General features: G+C 72.6%; 11 protein-coding genes. 3 read left to right on the top strand and 8 right to left on the bottom strand.

Annotated elements, in window-relative coordinates:
- Positions 1–17 precede the first annotated feature (17 nt).
- The 8 genes from ACFOY6_RS05085 to ACFOY6_RS05050 all read right to left on the bottom strand — a co-directional run bounded on the left by ACFOY6_RS05085 (position 18) and on the right by ACFOY6_RS05050 (position 9566).
- Positions 18–2186 (bottom strand): alpha-ketoacid dehydrogenase subunit alpha/beta, encoded by a 2169-nt coding sequence (locus ACFOY6_RS05085; protein ID WP_379649307.1) that lies wholly within the window; start codon positions 2184–2186, stop codon positions 18–20.
- Positions 2187–2260: 74 nt separating this feature from the next.
- The gene (locus ACFOY6_RS05080; RefSeq protein ID WP_379649305.1) at positions 2261–4516 is read right to left on the bottom strand and encodes a N,N-dimethylformamidase beta subunit family domain-containing protein; all 2256 of its coding nucleotides are present in this window, start codon (positions 4514–4516) and stop codon (positions 2261–2263) included.
- Positions 4516–4860: a hypothetical protein gene (locus ACFOY6_RS05075; protein ID WP_109516158.1), complete on the bottom strand. Its 345-nt coding sequence runs from the start codon at positions 4858–4860 to the stop codon at positions 4516–4518. Before ACFOY6_RS05075 ends, ACFOY6_RS05080 begins: the two co-directional genes overlap by 1 nt.
- A 76-nt stretch (positions 4861–4936) precedes the next feature.
- Positions 4937–5998: an extracellular solute-binding protein gene (locus ACFOY6_RS05070; protein ID WP_379649303.1), complete on the bottom strand. Its 1062-nt coding sequence runs from the start codon at positions 5996–5998 to the stop codon at positions 4937–4939.
- A 52-nt stretch (positions 5999–6050) separates the two neighbouring features.
- Complete coding sequence (locus tag ACFOY6_RS05065; RefSeq protein ID WP_379649301.1) at positions 6051–6764, bottom strand: GntR family transcriptional regulator; 714 nt, start codon at positions 6762–6764, stop codon at positions 6051–6053.
- A 5-nt stretch (positions 6765–6769) separates the two neighbouring features.
- Positions 6770–7609 (bottom strand): ABC transporter permease, encoded by an 840-nt coding sequence (locus ACFOY6_RS05060; RefSeq protein ID WP_379633335.1) that lies wholly within the window; start codon positions 7607–7609, stop codon positions 6770–6772.
- Positions 7606–8478 (bottom strand): ABC transporter permease, encoded by an 873-nt coding sequence (locus tag ACFOY6_RS05055; RefSeq protein ID WP_379633337.1) that lies wholly within the window; start codon positions 8476–8478, stop codon positions 7606–7608. The genes ACFOY6_RS05060 and ACFOY6_RS05055 overlap by 4 nt, the downstream gene beginning before the upstream one ends.
- Positions 8475–9566, bottom strand: a complete 1092-nt coding sequence (locus ACFOY6_RS05050) for an ABC transporter ATP-binding protein (RefSeq protein WP_379649299.1) — start codon at positions 9564–9566, stop codon at positions 8475–8477. The genes ACFOY6_RS05055 and ACFOY6_RS05050 overlap by 4 nt, the downstream gene beginning before the upstream one ends.
- A gap of 95 nt (positions 9567–9661) precedes the next feature.
- Here ACFOY6_RS05050 and ACFOY6_RS05045 point away from each other — a divergent pair, with 95 nt between their 5' ends.
- The 3 genes from ACFOY6_RS05045 to ACFOY6_RS05035 are packed head-to-tail and all read left to right on the top strand — an operon-like array spanning position 9662 to position 15080.
- Positions 9662–11992, top strand: a complete 2331-nt coding sequence (locus tag ACFOY6_RS05045; protein WP_379649297.1) for a penicillin acylase family protein — start codon at positions 9662–9664, stop codon at positions 11990–11992.
- Complete coding sequence (locus tag ACFOY6_RS05040; RefSeq protein ID WP_379649295.1) at positions 11989–13500, top strand: amidase; 1512 nt, start codon at positions 11989–11991, stop codon at positions 13498–13500. The genes ACFOY6_RS05045 and ACFOY6_RS05040 overlap by 4 nt, the downstream gene beginning before the upstream one ends.
- Complete coding sequence (locus ACFOY6_RS05035; RefSeq protein ID WP_109516151.1) at positions 13497–15080, top strand: ABC transporter substrate-binding protein; 1584 nt, start codon at positions 13497–13499, stop codon at positions 15078–15080. The genes ACFOY6_RS05040 and ACFOY6_RS05035 overlap by 4 nt, the downstream gene beginning before the upstream one ends.
- Positions 15081–15214: the final 134 nt, after the last annotated feature.

The following is a 15214-nucleotide window of genomic DNA, read 5'->3' as shown; positions in this document are numbered from 1 at the left end:
AAGGGGCCGGAAGGCCTTCAGCCCGTCAGCCGGCGCAACGCAGCCCCGATGCCGGAGGCGTTACCCAGCGCGGCCATGTTCAGCGGGCGCGACACCACGGGCGCGGCCGCGCCGCCGGTGACGCGCAGGATCTCGGCATCCAGCCAGTCGAAGCAGCGCTCCTGGATCTCCTGCGCGATGCGGGCGCCATGGCTGGTGCCACGCGCCGTCTGCTCGGCGATCAGCACGCGGTTGGTGCGGCGCACGCTGGCCTCGATGGCCGGCCAGTCCAGCCCGCCGGGGTCGAGGCTGCGGAGGTCGATGATCTCGGCATCGATCCCGGTGGCCTCGGCGGCCTCGAGGCCGGCGGCGACCATGGTGGAGTAGGTGAGCACGGTGCAGGCGCGGCCCGGGCGAACGGTGCGCGCGGAGCCGAGGGGGATGATGTAGTCCCGGTCGTCGCCTGGCACCGGGCCGGTGGTCTGGAACAGGTCCTGGTGCTCGATCACCAGCACCGGGTCGTCGCAGCGCAGCGCCGCGTTCATCAGGCCGATATAGTCGTGCGGGGTGGAGGGGGAGACGATCCGCCAGGCCGGGTAGAGGGCGAAGAGCGCCGAGGGGTCCATCGAGTGCTGCGAGCCGTAGCCCGCCTGCGGCGAGACGCGGGCGCGCACCACCACCGGCACGCCGAAGCCGCCGCCGAACATGTGCGAGAACTTGCCGATGCCGTTGAACATCTGGTCGGCGGCGACGATGCAGAAATCGCCGAACATGATGTCCACCACGGGCCGCAGCCCGCAGGCGGCGGCGCCGAGCGCCATGCCGGTGAAGCCGTTCTCGCAGATCGGCGTGGGGAAGACGCGCTCGGGGAAGCGCTCCATCACCCCCCTGGTCGAGCCGGAGACGCCGCCGCGCAGCCGGTGCACATCCTCGCCGATGACGATGATGCGCGGGTCGCGCTCCATGTTGCGCAGCAGGGTGCTGGCGATGGCGTCGACATATTTCACCTCCACCCGCGCTTCGGCGGGCACCGAGGCCGCCTCCAGCACGCGGGCGCCGGCCAGCTCGGAGAGGTCGCCGCGGATGCCGTTCTCGATTTCCGCCACATCGGGGAAGGCGCCGGCGCGGATCTGCGGCGTGTTGGAATCGCGCGGCATCTCGGTCAGCGCGGCGGCGGCCTCGGCCACCATGCGGGTGGCGCGCGCGTCGAGCGCGGCGAGCCCGGCCTCGTCCAGCACGCCGAGCGCCTTCAGCCGGGCGGGCATGGTGGCGAGCGGGTCGCGCGCCTGCCATTCCGCCTCCTCCTCCCGGCTGCGGTAGCCGAGCTGGCTGCCCAGCAGCGGGCCGCTCTGGTGCAGGAAGCGGTAGAGGATGGCCTCGACGAAGACCGGCCCGCCCGTCTCGCGGATGGTCTGCACCGCCCATTGCATGGCCCGCCGCACGGCGACGAGATCCATGCCGTCGCACTCCACCGAGGGCACGCCGAACATGGCGCCGCGCGTGGTCAGCCGCGTCTCGCGCGTCTGCTCCCGGACATGGGTGGAGACGGCGTAGAAATTGTTCTCGAGGAAGAAGATGACGGGCAGGTTGTAGAGGGCGGCGAGGTTGATGGCCTCCATCGACTGCCCCGCCATCAGCGTGCCGTCGCCGAAGAAGGCGACCGAGACATGGTCGCGGCCCAGCACCTTGTCGGCCAGGCCGTAGCCCACGGCGTGGGGGAGGTTGCCGCCGATGATGGCGCTGGTGCCGACGATGCCCGCCGGCGCCCAGCGCATGTGCATGGAGCCCCCACGCCCGCCGCAGAAGCCTTCCGCCAGCCCCATGATCTCCGCCATGGCGCGGCGGACGAGGCCGCCCGCTTCCTCGACCGGCGCGTCCCGGCGCGGGTCGTAGCCGCCGGGGAGGGCGCTGTTCAGCAGCTTGGCCAGGATCTGGTGGTGCGCGCGGTGCGTGCCGTTCAGCTTGTCCTCCGTGCCGAGCACGGACATGGCGCCGACCGCGCCCGCCTCCTGCCCGATGGAGGCATGCGCCGGGCCATGCACCAGGCCCTGCCCGTGCAGTTCCAGGATCTTCTCCTCGAAGCGGCGGATGAGCAGGAGCTGCTCCATCCAGCGGGCGAGGTCGGCGGGGTCTTCCGCCGCCCAGTCGGCGTCATCCACCTCCAGCCGGAACCAGGGCGTGTCGGTGGCAATCGGGGTGCGCTGCATGGGAAGGCGTTTCCTGGGTTCCGCGCCTTGTGGCGGCGCTTCGCCCCCGCCGCGCGCGGCGGGGGGCTGTTCTGTCAGAGGTCGAAGCCCTCGAAGGGGGCGGGGTCGAGGAAGCGGCGGAGGACATTGCCCGTCAGGCGGCTGACGGAATTCTCGTAGCCATTGTGCGAGAGCGCGCAGGCCCAGGCGATGGAGCCGGTGGAGAAGACGGCGCCACCGCGCGCCGTGGGGAAGAAGGCGATGTCCGCGCGCACCTGCGCGTTCTGGTCGCCCATGGTGCCGCGGTGCAGGGTGCGCAGCTCCTCCAGCGTCGGCACGCCGCCATAGTCCAGCCGGTCCGCCGTGGCGAGCCAGAGGAGGTGCGGCGGCGAGCCGAGGGTGGGTTCCACCCGGTCCACCTCCAGCCCCGCCGCCCCGCCGCCGCGCAGGCCGAAATCGCCGAGCGGCGCGTCGAGGTCGATGCCTTCCACCGCCCAGGCGATGCGCGGGTCGCGCGCCGGGGCGCGCCATTCATAGGGATAGGAGCGGGTGAAGACCTGCGCGTCGAAGCCGACGCCGACGAGACGCTGCGGCGGCCGGCCGCTGGCACGCCACAGGCCGGAGGGCTCGCCGGTGAAGGAGAGGGCGTTCTCGCCCGGCTCCCCCTCCCAGGTGCGCAGCCCGATCATGCCACGGCGGATCTCCATGGCATGCGGCTCGGTCGGGTGCCAGCCGATGCGCCAGTAGAAGCCGTTGCCGCCGAGATAGATGTGGCGGCCGCCGCCACGCTGGTAGGCATCGAAGGCCTCGATCATCGAGCGGCTGAAATACTCGGGATGCGAGCCGGTGATGACGCAGCGATAGCGGGCGAGCGTCTGCGCGCCGTGGCGGTGGATGTCGTCATCCGTGACGATGTCGTAGTCCTGGCCGATCTGCTCCAGCCAGTCGAGGATATGCGTGTCGTTGCCGTAGTTGAAGGTGGCGCCGCGCGGCCGCATGTTCAGGATGGGGCGCTTCGCCGTGGAGTAGCACCAGCCGCTGCCGTCGCTGTGCGTGTCGTAGGTGGAGAGGCCGAGCTCGCGGTGCTCCTGCAGGTAGACATCGTCGCGCGAGAGGGCGATGAGGCCTTCCAGCATGGCCTCCGCATGCACCTGGTCCAGCCGCAGCGCGCTGTTGGCATAGGCCAGGAAGGTGGCGGTGCTGGCGACGAAGGCGAGCTTCGCGCGCGGCCTGCCGAGCGGCGCGCGGACGAAGAAGGCGACGAAGCTCTCCACCGGGTCCTCGCCGCCCTGCCGCGCGCGCAGGCGCAGCGCGTAGAAGCCGCTGCGCCAGTCCTCGGGGATAGTGAGGCGGAGATCCGGCGACCAGCCGGCATCGTGCATGTCGTCGCTGTGGAAATGGATGGCGCCGTAGAGTTCCGGCGCCTCGGTCCACTGCACGGTGCGGCCATCCCAGTTGGCGCCGGTGGCCGCGCGCATCGGCATCTGGCGCAGCCTTCCGTCCAGCCGGTTGGCGGAGAGGTCGCGGATGATGTCGGTGGACATCTCGCGCGAGAAATCCCAGGCGCCGACCAGGTCGGGCTCGGCGGGGGAGGGCGTCAGGCTCTCGGCCAGGGCGCGCAGCGCGGCCTCGTCGCGGGCGGCGGAGAGCAGGCGCGGGCGGTCGATCTTGCCGTCGAAATGCCCGGCGGTGCGGGGCGTGGCGCCGGCCTCCAGCGCATGGGCGGCGATGACGAGGGCGATGTCCGCCGGCCAGGCAATCTCTCTGGGGGCCTCGGCGCTGGCCATGCCGCCCATGTCGCGCCCGGCCTGGGCGTCGAGGCTGGACTGGAAGACGGTGATCCGCCCCTGCGCCGGGTCGTAGCAAGCACCGACAAAAATCCACTCCCGCTCCAGCACCGGGCGCGGCGCGGTGACGCGCCAGAGCCGCCCCCCGGCGCCGAGGGTGAATTCAAGCCGCGCCTCGGCATCCAGGCCGAGGCGCCAGCCCTCCGCCGTGTCGTCGCGCCAGCGGGAGAGCAGGGTCTGCGGGCCGGTGCCGGGCGCGGTGGGGTGGATGAAGGCGGCCACCGAGAGCGCGCCCGGGCGGTTCAGCGCCGGCGCGTCCGGGACCAGGGCGCAGGAGCCGGGGCGGAGCGGCTGGTGGCGCAGCGCCACCGGCCCGTCGAGCGGCGTGCCGGGTTGGTGGAAGCGAAGGCCCGGCCCGTCCGGGTCCGGGTCGGCGCAGCGGACGCGCAGCAGCGTGGCCTCGGCCCCTTCCAGCGTGACGCTGGAGAGATGGAAGGCCACCTCCTCGCCGGGGGAGACGACGAGCGGCCAGGCATAGCCGAGAACGGCGGTGGTGTCGGTCATCAGGGCGTGGTCCTGCTGGGCGCCAGCGTCTGGCCGGTCAGCGCTTCCCAGCGCAGGGCGAAGACGGCCCACTCGGCCTCGGCCAGGCTGGTGAAGACTTGGTTGGGGAAGGTCTCCACCGGCGCGCCGCGGCGGCCGGGCATGCGTGCCAGCATCCAGCGGCGGTTCGGCTCCAGCACCACGAGCACGTGGCGGCGGCCGACGCCGGACCAGCGCATCCGGTGCAGCAGCTTCTGCAGCTCGTCGCTGTGCGGGCCGCGCGGCTTGCGGCGGAATTCCTCGACGAGGTCGAGCCGGCTCGGGTCCACCGGCCAGTGTGCCGCCTCGGGGTGGTTCACCAGCATGAAGGGCGGGTTTCCGTGAGAGGGGTGGCGCGGGCGGGCCCGTGCGGCCCGCCCGTGGGATCGGTCAGTGGGCCGGTCAGCGGGTCAGCCAGTTCACCCAGCGCTCGCGCATGGCGTTGCGGTTGGCGGCGATCCATTCGTAGTCGGCGATCACCAGCCGGTCCCAGTTCTCGGGCCAGGAGGCGCGGTAGCGGCGCTCCGCCTCGGGCACCAGCGCGGCGGTCTCGCGGTTGTTGCTGTCGAAGGAGACCTTCTCGCTGAAGGGCAGGTGCTCCTTCGGGTTCTGCACGAAGAACTCCAGGAAGCGCATGGCGTTGGCGGTGTTCGGCCCGCCCTTCAGCACCGCCCAGTTGCCGACGTCGCGGATGGCGCCGTTCCAGGTGAAGTCGAACTCCCCGCTCTTGGCCAGCGGCACGGCGCGGGAGGAGTAGAGCACGCTCATCACCGCATCGCCGCCGCGCAGGATCTGCATGGAGTTGTCGCCGCTCTTCCACCAGGCGGCGACGTGCGGCTTGATCGTGTCCAGCTTGCGGTAGGCGCGGTCGAGATCCATCGGGAAGAGCTTGTCGCGCGGCACGCCATCGGCCATCAGCGCCGCCAGCGGCAGCCACCATTCGCGGTCGCCCGTATCCGGCAGGGAGCGGGGGCCGGGAAATTTCTGCACGTCGAAGAACTCCGCCCAGGAGGCGGGGCCGCCATTGGGGAAGGCCTTTTTGCTCCAGGTGATGGCCATGCCGCCAGCGGTGCGGATGATGCCGGTGGGGAAGCAGCCACCGGGCAGGGCGTGCTGCGTCATGGCCGGCGTGGTGCAGTCCACCGGCGCCAGGATGTCGGCGTGCTGGATCAGGTCGGGCGGGGTGGCGGTCACCACGTCGAAGGGGATGTTGCCGCTGCGCTGCCCGGCGCGGGCGCGCGCCCACTGGTCCGGCAGCTCGATCGGGATGGAGCGGACGCGGATGCCCTGCTCCTGCTCGAAGCGGCGGTAGAAATGCTCCTGCAGGCTGCGTTCCATCAGCCCGCCGGTGGCGCAGACCACCACCTCGCCCGAGCCGCGCTGGGCGAGCGATGGCTTCGCCAGGCCCGCCGACCCCGCGCCCAGCGCGGTGGCCGCCAGAAGTGTTCTCCGTGTCACGCCCATGCCCTGTCTCCTGTCCTTGCCGGTTGAGAGAGGACCTGGCCGCCGCCGGGGATCAGCCGGGGGTGGTCCAGGCCGTGTCGCGTTCCATGCGGCCGAGGAGCGCGACGAGATTGGCGCCGCCCTCCATCAGATCCGCGCGCAGGGCGGCGCGGGTCGCCTTCGGGTCCCGCGCGCGCAAGCCGTCGATGATGTCGAGGTGCCGGTGCCGGCCGGGGTAGCTCGGCCGCGCATCGGGGTAGAGGAAGGCGTGCATCGGCCCGTTGCGCAGCCAGATGCTCTCGATGAGGGCGAGCAGCTCCGGCATGGCGGCGGCGGCGTAGAGGGTGTGGTGGAAGGCCCAGTTGGCGCGGTTGGCGGCGGTCGCCTCGCCCGCCTCCTCGGCCGCGGCCAGGGCGGTGTTGGCGCGCTCCAGCGCGTCGAGGTCGGAGGGGGTGATGCGCAGCGCGGCGGCCTCGGCGGCCAGCCCCTCCAGCTCCAGGCGGATGGTGCGCAGCTCCAGATACTGCTCCAGGCTGAGGCCGGCGACGGTGATGGAGCGCGCCGCCTCCAGCCGCAGCGCGCGCTCGCGGGCGAGCTGCACCACCGCCTCCCGCACCGGCGTCTCGGAGACCTGCATGGCGGCGGCGAGGTCGCGGATCTTGAGCCGCTGGCCGGGGCGCATGCGGCCCTCGAACAGGGCGCTGCGCAGCTCGTCATAGACACGCCCCGCCAGGTTCTCCCGGCCGACGGGGGCGACGAAATCGAGCACGTTTGCCGCTTCGGGCATGGTCTTCATGGTCCTGAGTCCGGTGCCGTGCCGGCGGCCCGCGCCCTCCGCTCCAGGCTGCGCTTCAGCCCGTAGCCGAGCAGCAGCGCGAGGATGGTGAGGGCGGTGAGCATGGTCGCCACGGCGGCGAGGGTGGGCGAGATGTTGAAGTCGATATCCTCGAACATCTTGCGGGGCAAAGTCTTGCGGTCGAGATCCGAGATGAAGAAGGAGACCACCGCCTCGTCGAAGGAGATGATGAAGGCGAAGAGGGCGGCGGAGACGAGGCCGGGCGCGATCAGCGGCAGGGTGACGTGGCGGAAGGCGCGGATGGGCCCCGCGCCGCAGGACAGCGCCGCGCGCTCCAGATCCACGTCGAAGCGGTAGAGCGCCGCCAGCACGGTGAAGACCACGAAGGGCAGGGCGAGCACGGTGTGCGCCATGGCGAAGCCGAGCAGCGTGCCGGTGAGCCGCAACTGCTCGAACACCAGGAACATGGCGACGGCCAGCGCGATGTGCGGCACGATGACGGGGCCGATCACCAGCAGCTCGATGAAGCCCTTGCCCGGCAGCCGCCCGCGCACCAGGGCGAGGGCCAGCATGGTGCCGATGAGGGTGGCGCAGACCGCCGAGATGAGCCCCGCCTCGGCGCTGAAGAGGGTGGCGCGCAGCCAGTCGCTGTCCTCGAAATAGGCGGCGTACCAGCGCAGCGAGAAGCCTTTCGGCGGGAAGCTCAGCAGCCGCTCCGGCCCCACCGACATCGGCGCGATGATCAGCGTCGGCAGTAGCAGGAACACCGTGACGGCATAGGCCGCCGCGTTCAGCGCCATCCGCCCGGCGCGGTTGTGTGTCCGCGCGGCGCTCATGCGGACCCCACGAAGCGGTCCAGCCGCACCGCGCGCTTGAACAGCAGGGTGAGGGCCAGCACGAAGACCAGCAGGATGCCGACCAGCGCGCCGGCGAAGGGCCAGTCCAGCATCTCCCGCACCTGCTGCGAGACCAGCGTGGCGATCATCATCTGCTGCGGCCCGCCGATCAGCGCAGGCGTGACGAAGAAGCCCAGCGCCAGCAGGAAGACCATCAGGCAGCCGGAGGTGACGCCGGGCAGCGCCAGCGGCCAGATCACCTCGCGGAAGGTGGCCCAGGGCGAGGCGCCGAGCATCTGCGCCGCGCGCGGATAGTCCTCCGGGATGCCCTTCAGCGCGGAATAGATGGGCAGCACCATGAAGGGCAGCAGCACATGCGCCATGGCCAGCACCACCGCGCCCTCCGTGTAGAGCAGGCGGATGGGCGCCTCGGTCAGCCCTAGCTGTTGCAGAAGCTGGTTCACCACGCCGTTGCGCTGCAGCAGCACCATCCAGGCATAGGTGCGCACCAGCACGGAGGTCCAGAGCGGCAGCAGCACGGCGGCGGCGAGCAGCGCGAGGCCCAGCCCGCGGCTGCGCGACATCACCCAGGCCATCGGCCAGGCGAGCAGCAGCGCCAGCGCCGTCACCAGCGCCGCAATGCGGAGCGTGCGCAGCATGACGCGCAGATAGACCGGCTCGGCGAAGGCGCGGGCGTAATGCTCGGTGGTGGGGGCGGGGACGAACAGGCTTTCATGCAGCAGCGTCGCCAGCGGCAGGATGAAGATGATGGCGACGAGCAGCAGGAAGGGTGCCGCCAGGGCCAGGCTGGCCGCCGGGCTGTAGCGGCGCCCGCCGAGCCGGAAGCGGGAGGGGCGGGGCGCGCTCACGCGCGGAAGGCCCTGGCGTCGGCGGCCTGCCAGGCGAGGCGCACCGTCTCGCCTGGGCGCGGCTCGTGCAGCCCGGCGCCGGCGGGGATGCGGGCGCGGAGCGGCTGGCCGAAGGCGCCTTCCAGCATCAGCGTGGTGGCGTTGCCGGCATAGATCGCCTCCGCCACGCGGGCGGCGGCACCCTCCGCATCGGCGGGCAGCACGCGCAGCCGCTCCGGCCGCAGCGCCACCTTGATGCGGCCGCCGGCGGGCAGCGCCTCGGCGGCGATGGCGGGCAGGCTGCCGCCGCCCGTGAGCGCGACCGTCACGGACTCACCGGGTGCGGCGGCCTGGGCGAGCTGCCCCTCGCAGAAATTCGTCTCGCCGATGAAGCCGGCGACGAAGGCGGTCTGCGGCGCCTCGTAGAGATCGCGTGGCGTGCCGAGCTGCTGCAGCCGCCCATGGTCCAGCACGGCGATGCGGTCGGCCATGGTCAGCGCCTCCGTCTGGTCGTGGGTGACGAAGATGACGGTGATGCCGATGCGCTGCTGGAGATGCTTGATCTCGATCTGCATCTCCTCGCGCAGGTTCTTGTCCAGCGCGGAGAGCGGCTCGTCCATCAGCAGCACGCGCGGCTGGTAGACGATGGCGCGGGCGATGGCCACGCGCTGCTGCTGCCCGCCCGAGAGCTGCGCCGGCCGGCGCCCGCCCATCTCGCCGAGCCGCACCGTGGCCAGCGCCGCGCGGGCGCGCTCCTCCCGCTCGGCGCGGCCGACGCCGCGCATCTTCAGCGGGAAGGCGATGTTCTCCAGCACGCTCATATGCGGGAACAGCGTGTAGCGCTGGAACACCATGCCGAGGTTCCGCCGGTTCGGCGGCGTCCAGGTCACCTCCTCCTGCCCGATCAGGATGCGGCCCGCATCCGGGAACTCGAAGCCGGCGATGGACATGAGGATGGTCGTCTTGCCCGAGCCGGAAGGGCCGAGCAGGGCGAGGAACTCGCCGGAGCTGACCTCCAGCGAGACATGGTCCACCGCGTTCACCGGCCCGAAGCGCTTCACTAGCCCCTCGACCGCCACGCGGCCCGCCAACCCGTCCGTTCCGCCCATTCGGCTCCCCTGGCCCCGATCCGGAAACAGAGTATTTGATATATCGACAAGACCCGCAAGCCGGTTCCACACTCCCCGCAGACAGGGAGGACGGCATGACCGGAGTGGATGCGCGGATGCTGGAGGCGGCGCTGCCGCCGCTGGAGGGGGAATTGCGGGTGCCCGGCCTGGAGGGGCCGGTGGAGATCCTGCGCGATGCCTATGGCATTCCCCATCTGTGCGCCGGCGGCACGGGCGATGCCTGGTTCGCCCTCGGCTTCGTCCACGCGCAGGACCGGCTGTTCCAGATGGAGCTGACGCGGCGGCGCGCTCTGGGCCGGGCTGCCGAATGGCTCGGCGCCGGCGCGGCGGAGGCGGATATCCTGGTCCACCGCCTCGGCATGGAGGCTGCCTGCCGGCGCGACCACGCGGCGCTGGGCGGGGCGGCGCAAGCGATGCTCGACTCCTACGCGGCGGGGGTGAACGCCTTCCTCGCCTCCGGCGCGCCGCTGCCGGTGGAGTACGCGCTGCTCGGCGCCACGCCGGAGCCCTGGGAGGGCTGGCACAGCATCGCGGTGATGCGCCGCCTCGGGCTGCTGATGGGCTCGGTGTGGTTCAAGCTGTGGCGCGCCGCGGCGCTGCCGGTGGTGGGGGCGGAGCGCGTCGGGCTGCTGCGCTACGATGATGGCGGGGGGGACCTGCTCTGCATCCCGCCCGGGGTGGAGGCGGCGCGCTACGAGGCCGATCTCGCGGCGCTGGCGCCCGCCCTCCGCGCGCTGCTCGACTCGCTCGGCGTGCAGGGCGACGAGACGGGGGGCGGCAGCAACAACTGGGCGGTCGCGCCCTCGCGCAGCGGCACCGGGCGGCCTGTCCTCGCCGGGGACCCGCACCGGGTCTTCGAGATCCCCAACATGTACGCGCAGCACCATGTGGCCTGCGACGCCTTCGACATGATCGGCCTCACCGTGCCGGGCGTGCCGGGCTTCCCGCATTTCGCGCAGAACGGCCGCGTGGCCTATTGCGTGACGCACGCCTTCATGGACATCCACGACGTCTTCCTCGAGCGCTTTTCGGAGGATGGCGCGCGGGTGATGCAGGCGGGCGCCAGCGGGCCGGCCAGCGGGCCAGAATGGGTGCCCGTCATCCGGCGCGAGGCGGAGATCGCGGTGCGCGGCGCGCCGCCCCGCCGCTTCGAGATCCTGGAGACGCCGAACGGCCCGGTGATCGCGGGCGATGCGCGGGCGGGCACGGCGCTGTCGCTGCGCTCCGTGCAGTTCGCCGAGACGGACCTCTCCTTCGACTGCCTGCCGCGCATGACGCAGGCCAGCGGCGTCGAGGACCTGTTCGAGGCGACGCGCGGCTGGGGGCTGATCGACCACAACCTCGTCGCCGCCGACACGGGCGGGCATATCGGCCATCTGGTGCGCGCCCGCGTGCCGCGCCGCGGGCGGGAGAGTGGCTGGCTGCCCATGCCAGGCTGGACGGGCGAGCATTCCTGGCGGGGCTGGATCGGGCATGACGAGATGCCGCGCGCCATCGACCCGGCGGAGGGGCTGATCGTCACCGCCAACAACCGCGTGGTGGCGGATGACCACCCGGACTACCTCTGCACCGATTGCCACCCGCCCTACCGCGCCGCGCGCATCCTGGAGGCGCTCCGCGCCAACCCGGCCTTCCGCGCGGAGGATGCCGGGCGGCTGCATGGCGACACGCTCTCGGCCAATGCGCTGCTGTTCCAGAAGCGCCTCGCCGCGCTGCCCGAGCCGGAGGGTGCGGCGGGCGCGCTGCGCGCCCGTCTGCTGGCCTGGGACGGGCGCATGGAGGCCGGCGCCACCGAGCCGGGCGCCTATGTCGCGCTGCGCCGCGCGCTGACGCGCATCCTGGCCGAGCGCAGCGGGCTCTCGGGCGCCGGCGCCCATCCCTGGCTGGCCGTGGCGCCCGGCGTGGTGCCGATGAACCAGCTCTGGTGGACCCTGCCCAACCTGCTGCGGCGCGACGATGCCGCGCTGCTCGATGGCTGGAACTGGGACCAGGCCCTCGGCGCCGCGCTGCGCGAGGCGGCGGAGACGGAATGGGAGACCCCCTGGGGCGAGGCGCACCGGCCGCGCTTCACCCATCCGCTCTCCGCGCTGTTCCCCGAGGCGGCGCCGCTGCTCGACCCGCCCGCCCTGCCGATCGGCGGCGACAACGACACGGTGCTGGCCAACGGCCTGCTCGCCGCCGCCGGGCCCGCCGCCGCCTATGGCGCCCTGGCGCGCTACGCCTTCGACGTGGGGGATTGGGACAACAGCCGCTGGGCGGTGTTCCACGGCGTCTCCGGCCATCCCGGCAGTCCGCACCACACGGACCAGCACGCCGAATGGGCGGCCTGCCGCATGGTGCCGATGCTCTATGGCTGGGAGGCGGTCCGCAAGGCGGCGCGCGCCACCCAGGTGCTGCGCCCGTGAGCGGGCCGGCAACCGGCCTGCCCGCCGCCATCGCCACGCCGGAGCTGTGCCGGCTCGGTGCCGTGCCGCTCGCCGCCATGATCCGCCGCCGCGCGGTCTCGGCGCGCGAGGTCATGGCGGCCTATCTCGACCATATCGCCGCGGTGAACCCGCATGTGAACGCCATCGTCTCGCTGCGACCGCGCGCCGCGCTGCTGGCCGAGGCGGAGGCGGCGGACGCGGCCGTGGCGCGCGGCGAGGCCACCGGCCCGCTGCACGGGCTGCCGCAGGCGATCAAGGACCTGGCCGCGACGAAGGGGCTGCGCACCACCCTCGGCTCGCCGCTCTTCGCGGAGCAGGTGCCGGAGGAGGACGCCATCTTCGTCGCCCGCATGCGCGCGGCGGGGGCCATCATCATCGGCAAGACCAACGTGCCGGAATTCGGCTACGGCTCGAACAGCTACAACCCGGTCTTCGGCCTGACCCGCAATGCCTGGGACCCCTCGCGCGTCGGCGGCGGCTCCAGCGGCGGGGCGGGGGTGGCGCTGGCCACGCGGATGCTGCCCGTGGCCGATGGCGGCGACATGGGCGGGTCGCTCCGCAACCCGGCGGCCTTCAACAACGTCTATGGCTTCCGCCCGAGCCAGGGCCGCGTGCCGGCGGACACGCCGGACCCCTTCTACGGCCAGATGGCGGTGGAAGGCCCGATGGGCCGCAGCGTGCGGGACGTGGCGATGCTGCTCTCCGTGCAGGCCGGGTACGACCCCCGCGCGCCGCTCTCCCTGGAGGCGCCGGGCTACCGCTATGAGGACCGGCTGGAGGAGGGCTGGGCGGCACCGCTGCGCTGCGGCTGGCTGGGCGACCTCGGCGGCCACCTGCCCTTCGAGCCGGGCGTGCTGGCGCTGTGCGAGGCGGCGGCCGGGCTGTTCCGGCAGGCGGGCGGCAGCGTCGAGCCGGCGCGGGTGGAGTTCGACCCCGAGCGGCTGTGGCGCGCCTTCGTCACCCTGCGGCAGCAGAGCATCGGCGGCCGGCACGACGCCGCCTGGCGCGACCCGGCGCAGCGCCGCCTGCTGAAGCCCGAGGCGATCTGGGAGATCGAGGGCAGCCACCGCCTCTCGGCGCTCGATGCCTACAAGGCGGGGCTGGAGCGGGGCGCCTGGTACAAGGCCTTCACCGCCCTGTTCGCGCGCTTCGACGTGCTGCTGATCCCCGCCGCGCAGGTCTTTCCCTTCGCGGCGGAGGTGACCTGGCCGCGCGAGGTCGGCGGCCGCGCCATGGACAGCTACCACCGCTGGATGGAGGTGGTGGTGGGCGCGACCATGGCGGGCTGCCCGGCCATCAGCGTGCCGGCGGGCTTCGACGCGCGCGGCCTGCCGATGGGGCTGCAGATCATCGGCCCGCCGCGTGGCGACCTCCGCGTGCTGCAGGCCGCCGCCCGCTACGAGGCCGCCTGCCCCTGGACCGGCCGCCTGCCGCCCTGGCTGGACACGCCCCCCGCCACCACCCCCGCTCAGGAGATGCAGCCATGAAACGCCGTGACCTTCTGGCCCTCCCGGCCGCCCTGCTCGCCGCGCCGAATGTCGTGCGCGCGCAGGGCACGGCGGGGGCGCGCAGCCTGCTCCGCTTCGTGCCGCAATCCGACCTCGCCTTGCTGGACCCGGTGTTCAACACGGCGCTGGTGACGCGCAACCACGCCATGATGGTCTATGACCAGCTCTACGGCCTGGATGAATCCTACGAGCCGCGCCCGCAGCTCGTGGAAGGGCATGTCATCGAGGATGAGGGGCGGCGCTGGCGCATCACGCTGCGCGAGGGCCCGGTCTTCCACGACGGCACGCCGATCCGCGCGGTGGACGCCATCGCCAGCATCGCGCGCTGGAGCCAGGCGGATGTGCTGGGGCAGGGCATCCGCGCCATCACCGAGGAGATGACCGCCGTCTCCGACCGGGTGTTCGAGATCCGGCTGCGCCGGCCCTTCCCGCTGCTCGCCGCCGCCCTGGCCAAGCCCTCCTCCTTCTGCCCGGTGATGCAGGAGCGCTTCGCCCGCAACCCGCCCGCGACGCAGGTGACGGAGATCGTCGGCAGCGGCCCCTTCCGCTGGATCGCGGGCGACCGCTTGGCCGGGGTGCGCGCGGCCTATGAGCGCTTCGAGGGCTATGTGCCGCGCAACGAGCCGCCGAGCTTCCTCGCCGGCGGCAAGCGCGCCTATCTCGACCGCGTGGAGTGGCACACCCTGCCGGACGTGGCGACGGCGGCCGCCGCCCTGCAACAGGGCGAGGTGGATTGGTGGGAGCAGCCCTCGCCGGACCTGCTGCCGCTGCTGCGCCGCAACCGCAACATCCGCCTGGAGGTGAAGGACAGGAGCGGCTCCATGGGGATGATCCGCTTCAACCACCTGCAGCCGCCCTTCGACAACCCGGCCATCCGCCGCGCCTTCCTCCCCGGCATCCGGCAGGCCGACTACATGACCGCGGTGCTGGGCGAGGACCGCTCGCTGTGGAACGACCGCTGCGGCTTCTTCCTCCCCGGCAGCCCGCTGGCCACCGAGGTGGGGCTGGAGGCGATGGAGGGCGCGCCCGACCATGACAAGGTGAAGCGCAACCTGGAAGCCGCCGGCTACAAGGGCGAGCGCGTCGTCTTCGTCGTGCCGACGGACAATGCCCGGCTGAACGCGATGAGCGAGGTTGCCGGCGACATGTTCCGCCGCAGCGGCGTCAACCTCGACTACCAGGCGGGCGACTGGGGCACCATCGCCGCGCGGGTGAACAACCGCGGGCCGCTGGACAAGGGCGGCTGGAGCGTGTGGTGCAACACCATTCCCGGCATCATCGCCACCAGCCCGGCCACGCAATCCTACCTGCGGGGGCCGGGCAAGGCGGGCACCTTCGGCTGGCCGGACCTGCCGAAGATCGAGGCGCTGCGCAACCAGTTCATGGATGCCACCGACCCTGCGGAGCAGAAGCGCCTGGCCGAGGCGATGCAGCGTCAGGCCTTCGAGGACATCCCCTACCTGCCGACGGGCGCCTTCACCCAGCCCACGGCGTTCCGCGCCAATGTGACGGGGATGCTCAACGGCTTCCCGATCTTCCACAACGTCCGCAAGGGCTGAGCAGACGCGGCCCCGCGCCCCTGGCGCGGAGGTCCGCTGCGCGGGCTCCCCGGCCAGGAGCGCTGGCGCGAACGCGTGCGGCTGCCGTGCCACGGCAGGAAGCCTGCGGCCGCGCTCGTCTCAAAGGGGAGAAG

Origin of the sequence: Teichococcus aestuarii (genome assembly GCF_042651065.1) — a bacterium.
Classification (GTDB): Bacteria; Pseudomonadota; Alphaproteobacteria; order Acetobacterales; family Acetobacteraceae; genus Pseudoroseomonas; species Pseudoroseomonas aestuarii.
Note: the sequence above shows the minus strand (reverse complement) of the source record. Positions and strands in the feature narration are given on the sequence as shown.

Coding starts and splice junctions, on each gene's coding strand:
- ACFOY6_RS05045 (WP_379649297.1), top strand. CDS start 9,662: ATGACCGGAGTGGATGCGCGGATGCTGGAGGCGGCGCTGCCGCCGCTG.
- ACFOY6_RS05065 (WP_379649301.1), bottom strand. CDS start 6,764: ATGCCCGAAGCGGCAAACGTGCTCGATTTCGTCGCCCCCGTCGGCCGG.
- ACFOY6_RS05060 (WP_379633335.1), bottom strand. CDS start 7,609: ATGAGCGCCGCGCGGACACACAACCGCGCCGGGCGGATGGCGCTGAAC.
- ACFOY6_RS05070 (WP_379649303.1), bottom strand. CDS start 5,998: ATGGGCGTGACACGGAGAACACTTCTGGCGGCCACCGCGCTGGGCGCG.
- ACFOY6_RS05035 (WP_109516151.1), top strand. CDS start 13,497: ATGAAACGCCGTGACCTTCTGGCCCTCCCGGCCGCCCTGCTCGCCGCG.
- ACFOY6_RS05080 (WP_379649305.1), bottom strand. CDS start 4,516: ATGACCGACACCACCGCCGTTCTCGGCTATGCCTGGCCGCTCGTCGTC.
- ACFOY6_RS05085 (WP_379649307.1), bottom strand. CDS start 2,186: ATGCAGCGCACCCCGATTGCCACCGACACGCCCTGGTTCCGGCTGGAG.
- ACFOY6_RS05075 (WP_109516158.1), bottom strand. CDS start 4,860: ATGCTGGTGAACCACCCCGAGGCGGCACACTGGCCGGTGGACCCGAGC.
- ACFOY6_RS05050 (WP_379649299.1), bottom strand. CDS start 9,566: ATGGGCGGAACGGACGGGTTGGCGGGCCGCGTGGCGGTCGAGGGGCTA.